General features: G+C 31.6%; 18 protein-coding genes. 10 read left to right on the top strand and 8 right to left on the bottom strand.

Going from position 1 to position 17962, the window contains the following annotated elements:
• Positions 1-124 precede the first annotated feature (124 nt).
• Positions 125-2299: a T9SS type B sorting domain-containing protein gene (locus LG649_RS08525; protein WP_226543305.1), complete on the bottom strand. Its 2175-nt coding sequence runs from the start codon at positions 2297-2299 to the stop codon at positions 125-127.
• A gap of 131 nt (positions 2300-2430) precedes the next feature.
• Here LG649_RS08525 and LG649_RS08530 point away from each other — a divergent pair, with 131 nt between their 5' ends.
• The 7 genes from LG649_RS08530 (at position 2431) to LG649_RS08560 (ending at position 7612) form a co-directional block, all read left to right on the top strand.
• Entirely contained in the window at positions 2431-2886 is a 456-nt protein-coding gene (locus tag LG649_RS08530; protein ID WP_226543307.1) for a DUF4442 domain-containing protein, read from the top strand.
• Positions 2887-2951: 65 nt separating this feature from the next.
• A complete protein-coding gene (locus LG649_RS08535) occupies positions 2952-3752 on the top strand; it encodes a TIGR00266 family protein (protein WP_226543309.1) in 801 nt (266 codons plus the stop codon).
• Positions 3753-3953: 201 nt separating this feature from the next.
• Positions 3954-4151 carry a hypothetical protein gene (locus tag LG649_RS08540; protein ID WP_226543311.1) on the top strand — a complete coding sequence of 66 codons (198 nt, stop codon included), beginning with the start codon at positions 3954-3956 and terminating at the stop codon, positions 4149-4151.
• 104 nt (positions 4152-4255) lie between these two features.
• A complete protein-coding gene (locus LG649_RS08545; protein WP_226543313.1) occupies positions 4256-4636 on the top strand; it encodes a hypothetical protein in 381 nt (126 codons plus the stop codon).
• A 108-nt stretch (positions 4637-4744) separates the two neighbouring features.
• Complete coding sequence (locus LG649_RS08550) at positions 4745-5539, top strand: MbnP family protein (protein ID WP_226543314.1); 795 nt, start codon at positions 4745-4747, stop codon at positions 5537-5539.
• A gap of 59 nt (positions 5540-5598) precedes the next feature.
• Positions 5599-6645 carry a cytochrome-c peroxidase gene (locus tag LG649_RS08555; RefSeq protein WP_226543316.1) on the top strand — a complete coding sequence of 349 codons (1047 nt, stop codon included), beginning with the start codon at positions 5599-5601 and terminating at the stop codon, positions 6643-6645.
• A complete protein-coding gene (locus LG649_RS08560) occupies positions 6623-7612 on the top strand; it encodes a transporter family protein (protein ID WP_226543318.1) in 990 nt (329 codons plus the stop codon). The genes LG649_RS08555 and LG649_RS08560 overlap by 23 nt, the downstream gene beginning before the upstream one ends.
• 2 nt (positions 7613-7614) lie before the next feature.
• Here LG649_RS08560 and LG649_RS08565 read toward each other — a convergent pair whose 3' ends face one another.
• Positions 7615-8556, bottom strand: a complete 942-nt coding sequence (locus tag LG649_RS08565; RefSeq protein WP_226543325.1) for a LysR family transcriptional regulator — start codon at positions 8554-8556, stop codon at positions 7615-7617.
• A gap of 105 nt (positions 8557-8661) precedes the next feature.
• On the opposite strand from LG649_RS08565, the gene LG649_RS08570 reads away from it, so the two are divergent.
• On the top strand, positions 8662-9141 hold the full coding sequence (locus tag LG649_RS08570) for a Dps family protein (RefSeq protein ID WP_226543327.1): 480 nt from the start codon (positions 8662-8664) through the stop codon (positions 9139-9141).
• Positions 9142-9219: 78 nt separating this feature from the next.
• Here LG649_RS08570 and LG649_RS08575 read toward each other — a convergent pair whose 3' ends face one another.
• From LG649_RS08575 to LG649_RS08585, 3 genes are all read right to left on the bottom strand, one after another.
• Positions 9220-9939: a LytR/AlgR family response regulator transcription factor gene (locus LG649_RS08575; protein WP_262904485.1), complete on the bottom strand. Its 720-nt coding sequence runs from the start codon at positions 9937-9939 to the stop codon at positions 9220-9222.
• Positions 9936-10733, bottom strand: coding sequence for a sensor histidine kinase (locus tag LG649_RS08580; RefSeq protein ID WP_226543329.1), 798 nt, complete (start codon positions 10731-10733; stop codon positions 9936-9938). The genes LG649_RS08575 and LG649_RS08580 overlap by 4 nt, the downstream gene beginning before the upstream one ends.
• 378 nt (positions 10734-11111) lie before the next feature.
• Complete coding sequence (locus LG649_RS08585; RefSeq protein ID WP_226543331.1) at positions 11112-12095, bottom strand: Kelch repeat-containing protein; 984 nt, start codon at positions 12093-12095, stop codon at positions 11112-11114.
• Between the two features lie 291 nt (positions 12096-12386).
• On the opposite strand from LG649_RS08585, the gene LG649_RS08590 reads away from it, so the two are divergent.
• Both LG649_RS08590 and LG649_RS08595 read left to right on the top strand, forming a co-directional pair.
• Entirely contained in the window at positions 12387-13715 is a 1329-nt protein-coding gene (locus tag LG649_RS08590; protein ID WP_226543332.1) for a DUF4270 family protein, read from the top strand.
• Between the two features lie 10 nt (positions 13716-13725).
• Entirely contained in the window at positions 13726-14961 is a 1236-nt protein-coding gene (locus tag LG649_RS08595) for an OmpP1/FadL family transporter (RefSeq protein ID WP_226543334.1), read from the top strand.
• Here LG649_RS08595 and LG649_RS08600 read toward each other — a convergent pair.
• From LG649_RS08600 to LG649_RS08610, 3 genes are all read right to left on the bottom strand, one after another.
• A complete protein-coding gene (locus LG649_RS08600) occupies positions 14958-15383 on the bottom strand; it encodes a DUF2141 domain-containing protein (RefSeq protein WP_226543343.1) in 426 nt (141 codons plus the stop codon). The genes LG649_RS08595 and LG649_RS08600 overlap by 4 nt on opposite strands.
• Positions 15384-15490: 107 nt before the next feature.
• Positions 15491-16822, bottom strand: a complete 1332-nt coding sequence (locus LG649_RS08605; protein WP_226543345.1) for a DUF58 domain-containing protein — start codon at positions 16820-16822, stop codon at positions 15491-15493.
• A 93-nt stretch (positions 16823-16915) separates the two neighbouring features.
• Positions 16916-17962 carry an AAA family ATPase gene (locus LG649_RS08610; protein ID WP_226543347.1) on the bottom strand — a complete coding sequence of 349 codons (1047 nt, stop codon included), beginning with the start codon at positions 17960-17962 and terminating at the stop codon, positions 16916-16918.

The following is a 17962-nucleotide window of genomic DNA, read 5'->3' on the forward strand; positions in this document are numbered from 1 at the left end:
TTAAATACTAATTTTAGTAGTGCTTTATAAAAGTATTACTTTGTATTTGTAATTAAGAAGTTTTTTATAGAAAAAAACAAAAAATAAATACTTTGCTAAACCTCAGTGCTAATTTTATGAAAATTTATCGTTTTAGTGTAAAATGGCCTTTATATACAGTTTGATTGTTTTTTGTTACAATAAACCAATAATCGCTAGTAGGTAAAGCACTTCCGTTAAATGTGCCGTCCCATTCTGATGTGGAATTTAATACGGCTAACATTTTTCCATATCTGTTAAATATGGTTATTCTCATTTCAGGATAATGTTCAGCATATTTAATGTGCCAAGTGTCGTTAAACCCATCGTTGTTAGGAGTGAAAAATTTTGGCGGATTTAATAAGTATACAACATCTTCTGTTGTTCCACAACCGTTTTTATCGCTTACATAAACAATATATTCTCCTGCTGTTACATTTGTAAATGTATTACTGTCTTGGTAATTTATTCCATCTAAGGAATATTCATAATTACCTAAACTCGTTTCGGTAAGGTGTATGGTTAAGCGGTTATTGGTATCAGTCCAATCTGTTATATCTATGTTACTAATAGTTGCTGTGTTAGAAAATAAAACTTCAAAGTTTTTGGTAGTAGAACAGGAAAAACTATTGTGGTTTTGTGTTACTGTAACCCAATAAGCCCCAATGTTATCCTCAGAAATATTAATACTTTTAGTAGTTTCTCCGGTAGACCAAAGGTAGGAATCAAAATCGTTGCCAGCATCAATGGTAACATAGCTGTCACCTTCACATATTCCAATATAATCACCTATTTCAATTTCTGGTGTTTCTTGTTGAATTAAATTTATTCGTGCTATTTGGTAGCAATTGTCTGAGGAATCAATTCTAACATACAATTCATTTACTGTTGTATACCAAGTATAACTTGTTGGTGTATCTATGACGTTACTGTAATTTTCAGCATCAGTAGTTGTTGTAAAATAGGAGAACAAACAATCATTACAGTTGGCTATTTCAGATTCATAAAAGGTTAAGTCAATAACTTCAACTAAATCATTTAAATTATCACATACGTAAACATCAATATTGTTAAAGGTTAGCGTTGGGTAGTAAATTGAAATTTGCACTGCTAAAACGTCATCGCTTTCGCATCCGTTGTTTATTTGGGTGGCGTAATATGTGGTACCATCCAAGAGTGTTGTATTTTCATTGAGTACATTGTCTTTTGTTATTGAATCGTACCAAATGGCATTGGCATTCACTTGAATATGACTTAATGTAGCTTGTTGGGTGGAGCAAAAACTTTGTTGTGCTTCTCCAACTAAAGGTTCTGGTTTTTCAATTACCGTTATGGTAAATTCATCCGAAGTAATTCTACAGTTGCTTGAATTTATATTAATGCCGTTTGCTATGGCAACTCTAAATAAAAATATTCCGGGTGTACTGCTATCTGTAAAAATAAAAGTTGAATTCGTTTCATCTGTAATATCTGTCCAGGTATTGCCATTATCGGTTGAAGTTTGCCATTGAAATTTAGGATCATCGTAGCCGTCAGAAAGTTCGGTTTCTAGTGTTATATCTGTAATTTCGTTTTCACAAACATCTGCTTCATTAACATTGTTGCCTTCAATAAAAGTGGTTATTGTTGGGCCACAAGGTTTAAAAGTAATATCATCTAGAGCAATATCGTTACCAGGGTGGGCACTAGGAGCAGAGTTTAAAATGGTAATAATAACTTCCGATTCTTCTTCCAAGGTAAAAAAGAAGCCATATTGAAGCCATTCTCCCGAAGTGGTTTGAGAGATGTCACCGGTGTTATACGAGCCTAAAACATTTCCGGAGGTATCGCTTACGCGGAAAGTTACATCAGGGTGGTATTCATCTGTTCCTGCAGATGGGTTCATAATATTTATTAACCATGCCGAAAACTCGTAAGTTGTATTAGGACAAAGGCTGGTAACGTTTTTTGTGTAAAATACACCTTCGCTGGCAAGAACAGCACTGTTAATTACCATCATGTACCCGTTTTCGTTACCTGTATGGTCTGTGGTAGTATGCCAAGCATTGCCTTTTAAACCACTTGTAGTATTAGCAATAGTGTATTCGCCCTCATCTAATTCACCAGAGGCAACATAGGTAAATGCTGTTATATCGCTACCCAAAGCAGCACCTCTATTTGAGCCAGAACCAAAATTAATTTCTACAATAGGATCGCCTAAACTGCCTGTGCAAAGTTGGGCAAAAGTGGTTGTGCTTATTAGTGTAAACAATAAAGCAATAAGTTGAGTAAGTTTTATCAAACTAATTAGGTAGTTAATAATTTATGTTTTTTTTAGATGCAATTTGTGTTAAAAACTTGCTGGTTTATTTTCAATTTCTTTTAAAAAGAAACTAATTAGTTATATTTAAAACCACTTAAACTTTTTATTACATGAAATTAACACCAAAAAAACTAAATATGTTTACTATGCTTAAATTGCCATCGGCGTTTTTGTGTGGTGTTCGAACCAAATTTATTAATGAAGAAAAATGCATTGTTACCGTAAAGCATAGGTGGATTAATCAAAATCCATTTAAATCTATGTTTTGGGCTGTGCAAGGTATGGCAGCCGAATTCTCTACGGGCGCATTAATGATTGCTAAAATTCAAGCTTCGGGCAAGCGAATATCTATGCTAGTTACCACCAATAATGCTAGTTTTACTAAAAAAGCTACAGGAAAAATAACCTTTACTTGCAACGATGGTAATTTAATTGATGATGCAATTGCCAAGGCTGTTGAAACAGGTGAAGGACAAACACTTTGGATGAAATCTGAAGGTGTAAATGAGGAAGGTATTGTTGTGTCTACTTTTAATTTTGAGTGGAGTATTAAGGTAAAATCATAATTTAGTTTCTTATTGTAACAATTAACAATAATGGACTACAAATATGTAAATCAAAAAACAAAAAAATGACAGCACACGAAATCGATTATAGAATTTACGGAGAAGAAATGCAATACGTTGAAATAGAACTGGACCCACAAGAAGGTGTAATTGCAGAAGCGGGTAGTTTTATGATGATGGACGATGGTATTAAAATGGAAACTATTTTTGGAGATGGTTCTGGAAAAGATGCTGGTTTTTTAGGCAAAATTCTAGGCGCTGGCAAGCGTATTTTAACAGGAGAAAGCTTGTTCATGACGGCCTTTTACAATACACTTGTTGGTAAACGAAATGTATCGTTCGCATCACCTTATCCTGGTAAAATTATACCTATAGATTTAACACAGTTTGGTGGTAAGTTTATTTGCCAAAAAGATGCCTTTTTATGCGCCGCTAAAGGAGTTAGTGTTGGTGTTGAGTTTTCTAAAAAGTTAGGACGAGGATTATTTGGTGGTGAAGGTTTTATTATGCAAAAGCTTGAAGGTGATGGCATGGCGTTTGTTCATGCAGGAGGTACTATGGCAAAAAAAGAATTACTAGCAGGGGAAACTTTACGCGTAGATACGGGATGTATTGTAGGATTTGACCAAACAGTTAATTATGATATAGAATTTATTGGAGGTATAAAAAACACGGTATTTGGTGGCGAAGGTTTGTTTTTTGCAAAGTTAGAAGGACCAGGAACTGTATATATACAATCTTTACCCTTTAGCCGATTAGCAGGTCGAGTTTTAACATCGGCAGCACAAACAGGTGGAAAAAGTAGAGGCGAAGGTAGTATTTTAGGAGGACTAGGAGATTTGCTTGACGGTGATAATCGTTTTTAATATTATTGATTTCGTAATTATTAACTAATTATTAATAGTGAAATTAAGAATGTGTTATTTTGTTTAAAAAGTAATATGAAAATGTTAATTTTTAATTAATATAAATAAATTTTGAAAAAAAATGCTAAATTTATAATCGTTAAATTACAAAAACAATCATATTAACCACATCTACTTTAACCAAAAAACTTTTTAAAAATCATGCCAAGAGCAATGCTTGAGTACACAAAAATTGTACTTAATAAAGTGAGTTTTGATGCCACTTTATTTTGCAGGGAGGTTCAAAAGGCAGTACAACGTTTGTTGCCTTATGAACTAGAAGAGCTTAGAATTTATATCAATAAACTCATTCAACAAAACCCTGAATTAAATAAATGTTTAATTTATTTGAACCCATAAAAAAAGCGACCAGATTCTGGTCGCTTTTTATTTTACAAAACAGTTGCCTTTTTACTAAAATATTAATCTTTTCTTACTTAATTTTGTATTTCAATACATAAAAATTGAAACAGCTTTTTTTATTTACATTAATAGTTGCCATTATGGCAAAACCTATTTATAATTTAGGTTACTTGGCGTATTATCAAGTAAACATGGATTATATAATAGAGAATTACTGTGTTAATAAGAAAAAGGTGGAATTAAAATGTAATGGTAAATGCCATTTAGCAAAACAACTGCAACAAGAAAACAATACCGACGAGAATACAAACAATGGTTTAAAATTGTTTTCAGAAATATTTCAAGTGGTTTTTTATCAAACCTACAATAGTTACCATGTGTTTAGTTTAAAGACAGTCAAGTCTAATAATATATATAATTTTTACAATAAACTGTATAATTATACCTTTTACAATTCTCTTTTAAGACCTCCAATAAGTTAATTTTCATTTTTAAATAATTTAGAGCCCTAAGGCTTTATACAATCAACTTAATTTTTAATACGCAATTAAAAATAAATATTGTGTGTTCAAACATTTAAAAAATTACAAATGAAAATTTTAAAATTATCATTTGCACTATTACTATGTGCAATAATATCATCATGTTCGAATGACGATTCAGGAGAAGATTTAACAGGACAAACAGGAGAATTAATTATTAAATTTGATAACGGTGTAGGAGACCAAGATTTTATTTTTGGCACCACCTACACAAAATCTAATAACGAATCATATCAACTAGAAACTTTAAAATACTTAATAAGTAATATCACTTTAACAGATAGCGAGGGTAATGTTTACACCTATCCTTATAATGATAACATTTTTATTATAAGCGAAGCCAATGCTAACAATGCTGGCGAAATTTATGTAACACTCAATGATGTCGATGCCGCAGATTATACCGAAATTTCTTTTGGAATAGGTATAGACCAAGATCGTTTTGCTTTAGGTGCAGACGGACAAGGCGATTTTTTAACAACAGCTGAAGAAGAAGGGATGTTATGGAGCTGGGCTACAGGCTATAGATTTACAAGATTAGATGGAACTTACTCGTCTGATATTGCAACAGATGAAGCCTTAAATATACACATGGGAAGTGTAGGTACAGCAATAGACAATTATCGAGAAGTCACATTAACTTTACCAAATACGGTATTGGTTCGTGAAGATAGTTCTCCACAAATACATATAGTAGCAGATATTGCTTTATTATTTGATGGCAACACCTCAGTTAGTTTTGATGAAGGCTATAGCCAAGTGCATGTAGACGAAACAACAACTGGAGTAATAGCAAACAACGCTATGGAAATGTTTAGTGTACACCACATACATAATGATTAAATAACTCAAGTCTACCAGAAACTGTTTTATACTTTCTGGTAGGCTTCATTTTATTTTAAATGAAAAAAGAAATCTTAATAATTTTAGGATGGATTGTTGTGGTAGGGTGTTCTTCAAATAATATTAACGCAGTTTACGAGCCAATTTATTTGGAGGTAGAACAGCCAGCAAACTTTCCAGAAATATCCTATAACTTAGATAATAACCCTGTTACCGAAGCGGGTTTCGAGTTGGGTAAAAGTTTATTTTATGAGGGTAAGTTATCAGCCAACGATGCTATTCCATGCGCTTTTTGCCATGAACAGGCCTTTGCTTTTACACACCACGGGCATACCGTAAGCCATGGTGTAAATGGAGGTATTGGTACAAGAAATGCCCAACCCATACAAAACTTAGCATACCAAACCGAGTTTATGTGGGATGGTGCAGCTTCTCATCTAGATTTACAACCAGTTATACCCATAACAAGTGAGTTGGAAATGGGAGAAACTATAAGTAATGTTATAGCGAAATTACAAACTGATAGTTATTATCAAAGTCAATTTACAAAAGCTTTTGAAGACGGCGAGATAAACAGCGAAAACTTACTTAAAGCTTTGTCTCAATTTATGGTAATGATGGTGTCTTCTAACTCAACATACGACAAATATATAAGGAATGAAGACAATGTAACTTTAACCGATATTGAGTTAGATGGTTTAGCAACTTTTAATAATAAATGTGCTACTTGCCATGCAACAGATTTATTTACAGACCATAGTTATAGAAATAATGGTTTATCTATAAACCCAAGTTTAAATGATGAAGGTAGATATGCCGTATTTGAAAACCCAGACGACCTGTACAAATTTAAGGTTCCTAGCCTTCGTAATGTTGCAGTATCAGGGCCTTATATGCATGATGGAAGGTTTTCTACCTTAGAAGCTGTACTTACTTTTTATGATTCGGGTATGACAGATAACGGAAATGTAGATGCTGTTTTTAGTAGAGAAGACGGTACATTGGGTATTACACTTTTCGATTACGAAAAAGAAAGCATAGTCGCTTTTTTAAACACATTAACAGATGAAGAATTTTTAACAGATGAACGATTTTCAGAATATTAAAGTAATAGCTTGTTTCTTATTATTTGCAATAGTTTTTAGGGCTACCGCTGTAGCTTCAGAGATAGACCCTCCATTTAAATCATCAAGCTATTTTGATTATGATTGCGATTTATGCAGTTGTTCAACCGGTAGTGGTAGTTTTGGTTTTGGTACCTTGAATAATTCTAATTTTATTGGTTTGCGTTATATAAACCAAAGCTTCGAATCCAGAAATGGGGTGTTTTCAAACTCACCAGTAAGTAAAGAAACGTTTAATACATATCAATTATGGGCACAAATACCTGTTAGTAATAAGTTTTATGTTACAGCTAATTTACCATATCAAGATTTAAATAGAACCTTTCAAGGGGATAGCGAAACTATAAATGGTATTGGTGATGCTAGTGTTATAGCTTGGTTTAAATTACCTTTTTACAAAAAAGATTCTAATTTTGAAATGAAAGATATGGAACGGGAAGTTTCAGGACATAGTCTACAATTTGGTTTAGGGATTAAGTTGCCAACAGGGAATTTTGAAGAAGCTTTAGCAGATAATGTAAATCCTGGTTTTCAAGTAGGAACGGGTAGTTTTGATGGTATTTTTTCTCTAGGTTATAATTTCGGGGTAGATAAAATAGGAGTGAATACAATATTAACCTATTATTTAAAAGGTGAAAATAAAAATGAATACCAGTTTGGTAATCAATTTAGTTATTCAGCAAAAGTATACTCAGTATTTTCAGGAGAGCGTTATGCGGTAATGCCGTTTTTAGGCTTATCGGGCGATGTATATAACAAGATTAAACAATATAACGAAACTTTAAGCAATACAGAGGGGGATATTGTTAATACATCAATAGGAGCAGAAGTGCCTTATAAAAAATGTATTTTAGGTTTTAGTTACACTTTGCCTGTTTCACAAGATTTATTTGGAGGAAATGTAAAATCGAAAAACAGGCTTTCTGTATATTTAAATTATGCCTTGTAGGTTTATTTTTTATTAATGGGGCTAATTATTTTAACATCCTGAAATGCAATGGCCCCTCTTACAATGCCTGTTATTACATCTTGAATAGATTGGATAATTTGCATTTTAAGTTCACTTTTATGGTAAATAATACTTACTTCTCGTGCTGGTGAAGGTTCGCTAAAATAATGTAAGTTTTGTTTGTCTGTTTCTCTAACATCAAGTGTGTGCAAATAGGGTAATAAGGTCATGCCTAAACCTTCATTAGATAGTTTTATTAAAGTTTCAATGCTCCCACTTTCTAATTGAAACTCATCATCAGAGTGGTTTTTAAACACTTTACATAAATTAAGTACACCTTCTCTAAAACAATGTCCATCTTCAAGTAAAAGCATATCATCTAAATCTAATTCTGCAATGTCTATTTTTTTAGTTCCAAAAAGCCTATGCCCATTAGGTATGTAGCAAACAAATGGTTCATAAAATAAAGGGCGTTCTTTTATGTTTTCTTCCTCAAGAGGTGTTGCTGCAATAGCTGCATCTAAATGTCCTTCGTTAATGCGGGTAATTATTTCGTCTGTAGTAAGTTCTTCAATTTTAAGTTTAACTTTTGGATGTTTTTTTATAAAAGTTTTTAAAAACATTGGTAAAAGTGTAGGCATAACAGTAGGTATAATACCTAATTTAAACTCGCCTCCAATAAATCCTTTTTGCTGATCTACAATATCTTGAATACGGTACGATTCGTTTACTATATTTCTTGCTTGTGTGACTATTTTTTTTCCTACTTCAGTTAATTCAATAGGTTTTTTGCTTCTGTCAAAAATTTGAACATCAAGTTCGTCTTCAAGTTTTTGTATTTGCATACTTAATGTAGGCTGTGTTACAAAACATTTTTCTGCAGCTTTAGTGAAGTTTTGATTTTCTGCAACAGCTAAAACATAGTATAATTGGGTAATAGTCATTTATATCAATTTAGGCTATAAAAATATAAAAACTATCAATAAAATTTATATGTAAAAGGGATAAATATGTAGTAAATTTGTAAGTATAACAAAAGCACATAAAATATGACACTCAATAGTATAGGTTTAGATACCGAAAAAACAAAAGCACTAGCAAACGATTTAAATCAACTGTTAGCTAATTTCCAAATTTATTATCAAAATTTAAGAGGTATACATTGGAATATTAAAGGGAAGCGATTTTTTGATTTACACGCTAAATTTGAAGAATTATATACCGATGCTAATGTAAAGGTTGATGAAATTGCAGAACGTATATTAACTTTAGGTGAAACGCCACTACATACGTTTGAAGATTATTCTAAAAACGGAAAGGTACCTGTTGGAAAAAACATCTCTCAAGATGAAAAAGCAGTACAGTTAATTGTAGATTCGTTAAGCGAATTATTAAAAATTGAAAGAGCACTTTTAGAAAAGGCTGGTGATGCTAACGATGAAGGAACAAGCTCAATGATGAGTGATTTTATTACAGAGCAAGAAAAAACAGTTTGGATGATGAAAGCTTGGTTAAGTGAAACTGTTTAAAAATATTTAGTTTTAATTAAAGTTGGTTAATAGCAAAAAACGCAATCGCCTATATTATTTAGGTTTGGTTGCGTTTTTTTATCCATCAATTCGTTTTATAAAGTCGTTTTTGTAGCTAATGCCTATAGGAATCCATTTATCATCGATTATTATTCTATTACGTTGTACGGATTGTATATGGTTTATTGAAACGATATAGGATTTGTGTACACGAATAAAATTTTCTTGACTTAATTTTTCTTCGAAGTTTTTTAGGCTATTTAGTGTTAAAATGGGTTTTGCTGCTTTGGTATGAATTTTTATGTAATCTTTTAAGCCTTCAATATATTTAATATCGTTAATATTTACTTTAATATTTTCGTATTCAGATTTTACAAAAATAAAAGGTTCTAAATTTGTTACAGGTTTATTAATTATAGTTGTAGTGTTTACAGGTTGTTTATCTGTAATTAATCCATGTGCGCGTTTTGCTGCTTTTAAAAATCTATGATAAGGAATTGGTTTTACAAGATAATCGATAGCGTTTAAGTTGAAGCCTTCAACAGCATACTGTGAGTAGGCAGTTGTAAATATAAAATGGGGTGTGTACTCTAAAGATTTTATAATGTCTATACCCGAAAAATTAGGCATTTCAATATCTGTAAAAATTAAATCTATTTTTTGTTCGTGTAATATATTTGTGGCTTCAAAACCATTAGAGCATGATGCTACTAAATTTAAAAAGGAAATATTAGATATAAAATCTTCTAGCAATTCTAATGCTAAAGGTTCATCATCTATAATTATACAAGAAATCATAACTTTTTTAGTTTTAAAGTTAGGTTTACTTCATAACTATGGTTGTCGTTTTTAATGTCTATGGTGTGTTGGTTTGGATAAAGTAAATTTAATCTATTTTTTATGTTTACCAGCCCAATTCCAGAATTTTCTGATTTTTGTTGTAAATGCGATACAGTATTGTAAACGTAAAGTTTTAAAACTTCGTCTTCAATATCTAATTTTATGGTAACATTTGTGCGTCCTTTAAAATCGGTACCATATTTAAAGGCATTTTCTATAAACGAAATAAGTATTAGCGGTACTATGTTGTATTTTAAATTACCACGAATATTTACTTTTACGTTGCTAGAGTCTTTTAAACGTAATAGTTGTAAAGAAATATAATTTTTAATATAATCTACTTCACGTTCTAAAGGTACAGATTCCTTATTGGCTTCATAAATCATATATCGCATTAAATCTGATAGGATAACAATGGCATTTGTGGTGTCTTTAGATTGTTTATTAGCTAAAGAATAAATACTGTTTAATGAGTTGAATAAAAAATGAGGATTTAGTTGCGCTTTTAAAAACGAAAGTTCAGAATTTACACGTTGAGATTCGATTTCAACACGCTTTTTTTCTGATTTAAACCACTCAATACCTAACCTTATACTTGTGCTTAACGCAAACATGAGTAATAAAATTCCGCCTGATGGAAAAAATCCACGAAAGTGTAATAAAAAAGGAGCAGGTTTAGGTGGTTTTATACTGGTGTTTATATTGGGGTCTATAGGTCTTGGAGCTATTTCTTCCAGCAAAAATGTAAACAAAAAACAGAATACGAAGGTTACCAGAAAAAACAAAGGGATTTTTTTGTTAAGTAATAGGTTGGGTACAAAAAGATTATAATTTAAATAAAATGCTATAATTATAATTATAGAGCGTATTATAAAATCTAGCGGAAGAGTTCCTATTTTTAAATAAATTTGGCTAGAACTAGAAACTAAAAATACCATCCATATTAAAATATGTATTATGGCAGGGGGAATTTTTTTTAAATTAATCAAAATCTAAAAATTAGAACAAGAAAAGGTTATTAAACTATGATAAAATAAAGGGTAAAAAAAAGTTGAGTTTGGACTTGATTGTGAGTATAACTCTTATCCAAAACTCAACCTTTATATTAAAATCAGATTAATTGTTTTTAATTAATCATCTTCATCTTCTAATTCATCTGGTCTAAATTCCCAAACATCATCAAAATAAAAACTACTACTTCTTCCCATTAAAACATACGCTTTGGTGTCAAAGCTAAATGCAGAAGCGTCTTGTCTTGCAGAACCTTCAAAGTTTGGCATTTCATCCCAAGTATCTGTTGCAGGATCATATTCCCAACATTCTGTAGTTAAAGCACCTTGTAAACCAGTGGCAAAATAACCTAAACCGTTTAAAGAGAAACCAGCTGTACTAGAGAAGATAATATCTTCATCTAAATCATCATCATCTAAATCAGTTAATCTTGTAAAAGTAGTTCCATCAAACGAGTAAAAATCGTACTCAATAGCACCATCGTTAGTTCCTGTACCAATATAAGCTATATCGTTTATTACAAATACAGCTCCATTTTGGCGTTTTTCTCCACCAAAACCAACAACTTGTTCCCAGCTATCTGTAGTAGCATCATATCTGTAAAAATCTTTTTGTTCACTACCATCGTAACCAGTACCAACATAACCGTAACCACCAATAGCAAAACCAATCGCTCCGTATCTAGCAGTACCAGGAAAATCTGCTACTTGAGTCCAAGTGTCAGTGGTTGGGTCGTATTCCCAAAAGTCATTTAATTCATCGTTGCCATCGTAACCCGTACCAATGTATCCTTTACCGTTTAAAGCAAAACCAACAGCTCCACTACGTGCTGTTCCAGGAAAGGTTGCTTTTTCAAGCCAATAATCACCTTCAGAGTCATATTCCCAAAGGTCAGTTAAGTAATCATCACCATCATAACCTGTAACTAAATAGCCTTTAGTACCAATAGTAAAACTAACGGCGTTTCCTCGGGAGTCACCATCAAATGTTGAGCTTTCCACCCAGTTTCCATACTCATCAGAGTCATCGTCATTATTACAGCTTACTACAAATATTGATAAAGCCAATAATAGTAAAACTGGATACTTTTTTGTTAATTTCATTCTTCGTTAATTTGTTTAATAAATTTTTACAATAATAGCCAATTTTTTTCGCTTAAAAAAAAGCTTTTACAAATCTAGATTCAATAAAAGTTGCAATTACTACAAAATAGACCAATAACTAATATTTCTCTATGTTTTCGTTAAATGTATCTATAAATTTAATAAATAATCGTTTATTTGCGTTTTTAACAAATAATTTACATGTTGGTCTATGAAATAGTCAAATTAATCTATTTATACACCCACATAATTAAATATACAGATATTTTTGGTTTTTAAAAATGCTTATAAATGAGAATACTTTTTTTTAGTTGCATATCTATAATGATGTTAATTATGTCATGTTCTAGTGATGTAAACAGCTATCCTGTTGGGGAAGATTTTATTGAAAACGATATAAATATTCAGGTAATAGACACCTTTTCAATAAAGGCAGGAACATTTAAACTAGATTCCTTAATAACTTCAAGCACTGGAAGAATACTAATTGGTAGTGCCGATGATGAAGATTTTGGGCATTTAATTTCTCAATCTTATTTTCAGGTTAGAAATTCTGATTTTTCGCTAGATGACGATGCTGTTTTCGATTCTATAGGGTTAGTTTTAAATTATGATACCTATTATTATGGAGACACCACTCGAGTACAAACATACAGAGTGCATGAAGTATTAGATTATTTTGAGCCTTACGACGATAATACAAGTTTCTATAATACTTCGGCACATTTAAGTTATGATCCGGATCCACTTGGTGAAGTGACTAAACAAGGTTTCAGACCTAATTCAACTACCGATTCTGTTTACATTCGGTTAGATGATGATTTTGGAAAGGAAATATTTGATGGTATTCAAGATAATGATATAAACACTCTAGATGATTTATTACAAAACTTTAACGGCTTAACGGTTATCCCTGATGCTGTAGATAGCAATGTAATGGGTTTTGCTTTTTCTTCAGACACTACTATTGAGGATAACTCCAGTTTAAGAATTTATTACACATTAAAGGAGGATGACACCGACGAAGATAATGATCAAGTTTTAAGTTTTTATATAACCTCTGAAGCAGACCAATATAATAGAATAGAATATATTAGCACAGAATTTCCTGAGTTAACAGAGCAAGATATTACATTGTCTAGCGAAGATACTAACGATGAGATTTTTGTTCAAGCTGGAACTGGAATTTGTGCCAGAATTGAAATGCCAACCATCAGAGATTTAAATGTGTTTTCTGATGAAAGTGCTGTGCTAAATGCAGAATTAAAGTTTTTTCCTCAAATAGATAACCTTTACGATAAAGAATCTTTGGAAGAAAGCCTTTTAGTGTATATTGTAGATAGTCAAAATAGAATTATATCTCAATTAACTGATTTTGATGGTAGTGAAGCACTAGCTTTACTTTCTGATGATGAAGACGAATTTAATGAAAACACCTATTACACAATTGATATGAGTGGTTTTGTGCAAACAATTCTATTATCTGAAACAGATTTAGAGTATGCAATAATGATACAATTTGTAGATTATCAGCAAAAAACCGATAAAATGATTATTAAAAGTTTAGGTGATAGTTTTTCAGAAAACATTAAATTATCTGTTACCTATTTAAAATACTAAATATATTTAAATGAATAAATTACAATATTTGTTGTTTTTTACTTTAATAACAACTTTTTGTTACTCTCAAAACGATACTAGTTCACCTTACTCTTTATATGGTTTAGGTGTAGAAAATAAAACAGCTACATCAGGCTTAACAGGTTTAGGTAATACTGGTTTGGCACAAAATAAATCTGGTGAAATTAATTTGTTTAACCCTGCCAGTTTAGGAAATGTAGAGTTAAAAACATTTTTATTTGAGTTTGGTTTAAATGGAATTAGCTCAAAATTAGAAACAACTCAAGAAAGCGATAATACAACAGATTTTAATATATCTCACGTAGTAATGGCATTTCCGGTTACACCAAAATTAGGTTTAAGTTTTGGACTTTTGCCTTACACAAAAGTGGGTTACGATATTGATGTTGAAAGTTATATTGAAGGTTCAGAAGATACTTATATTAATCGTGTAACAGGATCAGGAGGTTTAAATAAAGTTTATGTGGCAGGAGGTTATAAGTTTAACGATAGATTATCTGTTGGTTTAGATTTAACTTACCTTTTTGGGAGCATAAACCAAGAAAATACTTTGTTTTATGAGTCTTTAGTAAATATTTCTGATATGAACCAATACAATGGTTTTAAGCTTAAAGCAGGATTGCAATATAACATTTTTAATGAAGCTGACCGAGCGCTTACCTTAGGGGGTATAATAGAGCTGCCAACTACTTTAAGTGGAGATCAGGTAAGAACGTCTTATAAAACATCAGTAAATGGATCGGCAATTTTTATAGATTTTGAAGAAGAATCAGAGTTAGATGATTTTGAATTTCCATTTGTTTATGGTATAGGGGTAACTTCTAAAATAAATAAAAACTTAACCGCAAGTGTAGATTTTACTAATTTATTCTGGGATGAAACAGACCAATATCAAGATAGTCAATCTTACTCTAATCAATATATCTATGGCTTAGGAGCTGAATATATTCCTGAACCTAGTAGTAAATATTTTAGTAACGTTAGTTATCGTTTTGGGTTTAATTACAACTCTGGGTTTTTAACAATTTCTGATCAAGAAATAAATAGTTATTTCATTTCAGCGGGTTTAGGTTTACCACTATCAAACCGTGCTACCTTAAATCTTTCATATTCTTATGGTAGCGAAGGAACCGTAAGCAACCATTTAATTCAAGAAAAGTATCATAAATTAACGCTGAACTTAAGTTTTATTGGAAATTGGTTCAATAAATCTAAATATAACTAAAAAGTTATATTTAGATCTAAGTTTTTGTTAGTAACCATAAATTTTGCCTGAGCAAATTCTGGTGGTCCATACATTACAGGGTTGTTTGAAACACCATACGATTCTTTAGGCATCCCTGTATCATAAAAATCCATACGATTATTATCGTTTTGGTCGTGTGTGCCTATAATAGCATAAGTTCCTGGTAATATGTTTTTAAAAGTGATAATGACTTTACCTTCTTTAATTTCACTTTTTTCAGATTTTAACGGTGCAGCCTTCATAAAAGTAGTTTCGTTGTGTAGCGTTAGTAAAACATGCCCATTATTGTTGGTAATATTTTCAATAGTTACAGTAATAGATTGGCCTTTTTCTTCTGATTCTTGGGCATTTCCAAAAAATGTGGATAATGTTAATAGAATGATTGATGTTAGCGTTTTCATAATTTAAAGTGATTTATGTTGTTTTACACTTCAAATATCTAATAGAAAACCAGTGTTTAATAATTACAATGACTCAATTGTAGAAATTATATGCTGAATTGTGAATTTTATAATAAACCACGTGCTTTAACTTCTAAATACTTGTTGATGGTATTAATGGTTAATTGTTCAGGAGAAGTTAAAATGGAGTGAATACCATATTTCTTTAGTTCGTTTACAATAAGGCGTTTTTCGAAATCGAATTTTTCGGCAATAACTTTATCGTAAACTTGCTCAACAGTTTCGGCTTTGTTATTAATGAGTTCGTTTAACTCGGTATTTTTAAAGAAGATTACCACGAGTAAGTGACTTTTAGCTATCGCTTTTAAATAAGGTAGTTGGCGCTCTAAACCATCAAGTGTTTCAAAATTAGTATACATTAAAAGTAAACTACGTTGCTTAACATGTTTTTTGAGGTTGGTGTATAATCGACTAAAATCGGTTTCAAAATAGTCGGTTTTTACGTTGTAAAGCGATTCTAAAATAAGTTGCATTTGCGAATTTCTGCGCTCTGCAACTACCACGTTTTCTGTTTTTTTAGAAAATGAAAACATACCCGCTTTATCTTGCTTTTTTAAAACGACATTGCTAATAACTAAAGCGGCATTTATGGCATAATCTAAAAGGCTTAAACCGTTAAAAGGCATTTTCATAATACGTCCTTTATCGATAATGGAATAAACAGGTTGCGATTTTTCGTCTTGAAACTGGTTTACCATCAATTGGTTTTTCTTTGCCGTAGCTTTCCAGTTTATAGTGCGTAAATCGTCGCCTAAAACGTATTCTTTTATTTGTTCGAATTCCATAGAATGACCCAAGCGACGTACTTTTTTTAGGCCATATTCAAAGGAGTTTTTATTAATATTTAAAAGTTCAAACTTTTTTAACTGTTTAAAACTTGGGTAAGTTGGCACCATAGCATCGGCATTAAATGTATAGCGTTTGGCTACAATTTTTAATGCGGAAGACGCGTAAATATTTAAACTGCCAAATTTATATTCGCCACGTTCGGTCGGCTTTAATAGGTAGTTTATGGTTTTTGTTTTTCGCGAAGCAATGCTATCTTTTAATTTAAAGTCGCGTACTTGAAATTGCTCTGGTATTTCATCAATAATCTCTAAATTAATTGTAAAAGGGTAGTAGTTACTTAGGTTTAATATTACAGAATTATTGTCGCCATTCGAGAATTTATCGGGTAATTCTCGAGTGGCTTCAATTTTGTTTTTCCCTATAAAAACGATTAAAACATCTAAAACAAACAACACCACTAACGCCAAAATTAACAGTTGAGCTACGTTAAATAGCGACGGAATAAAATAACTTGTAGTAAATAAAACTACAATAGCAATTCCGGTGTAAAAAAAACGGGGTTGTATGTAAAAGGGTTTAAATAGTTTCAATTTTAAATATGCTATTATTTATTCTCAGATTTTATGTTATTATAAGTTAAAATATTTCAATACCTTATTTTTAATTGCTGTCCAAATAAGCCTTTATCTTGGTATTTCAACCGTTTCAATAATTTGTTTTATTACCTGTTTGCTAGTTACGCCTTCCATTTCGCGCTCTGGTGTAACAATAACACGGTGGTGTAATACAGGAATAGCAGCGCGTTTAATATCTTCTGGTGTTACAAAATCTCTACCACCCATAGCAGCAAAGGCTTTACTTGATTTTAAAATGGCAATAGATGCTCTAGGCGAAGCACCTAAGTATAAAAATGGATTGCTTCTTGTAGCCACAATTATTTGTGCAATGTATTTTAGCAAATGTGCTTCAACTAAAACCTGAGTTACTAAATGTTGATATTTTGCAATTTGCTCTGCGGTTAAAAACGATGTAATTTGATTGGTTTTTTCTTTGTCTTGCAGTTGATGCTCGCGCGATAAAATTTCAATTTCATCTTCTAAATCGGGATAATCAACGTCTATTTTAAATAAAAAACGGTCTAATTGGGCTTCAGGTAACCGGTAAGTGCCTTCTTGTTCTACTGGGTTTTGGGTTGCTAAAACCATAAAGGGTGCATCTAATAAAAATTTATTACCATCAATAGTTATTTGCTGTTCTTCCATAACCTCAAATAGGGCGGCTTGTGTTTTTGCTGGGGCACGGTTTATTTCATCAATTAAAATCATATTCGAAAAAATAGGCCCTTTTTTAAACTCAAACTCCGAATTTTTTAAGTTAAAAACCGATGTTCCTAAAATGTCACTTGGCATTAAATCGGGTGTAAATTGTATGCGGCTAAACCCAACGCTTAACGATTTTGCTAGTAATTTAGCGGTAACCGTTTTGGCTACACCCGGAACACCTTCAATTAAACTATGGCCTTTAGCTAAAAGCGACGCAATAAGCATATCTACCATGTCTTTTTGCCCAACTATAACTTTACCAACTTCTTGTTTTATATTGGCTATACTTTGTTGCAGTTCGGTTAAATCTAAGCGGTTTTTAAATTGTAAGTCGTTAGTGCTGTTTAAAGCGCTATCGTCGATAGACGACACAACATCTTCTGGTTTTTTATCTTGACTGTCTTCCAT

This window comes from Neotamlana laminarinivorans, assembly GCF_020523925.1.
Lineage (GTDB): Bacteria > Bacteroidota > Bacteroidia > Flavobacteriales > Flavobacteriaceae > Neotamlana > Neotamlana laminarinivorans.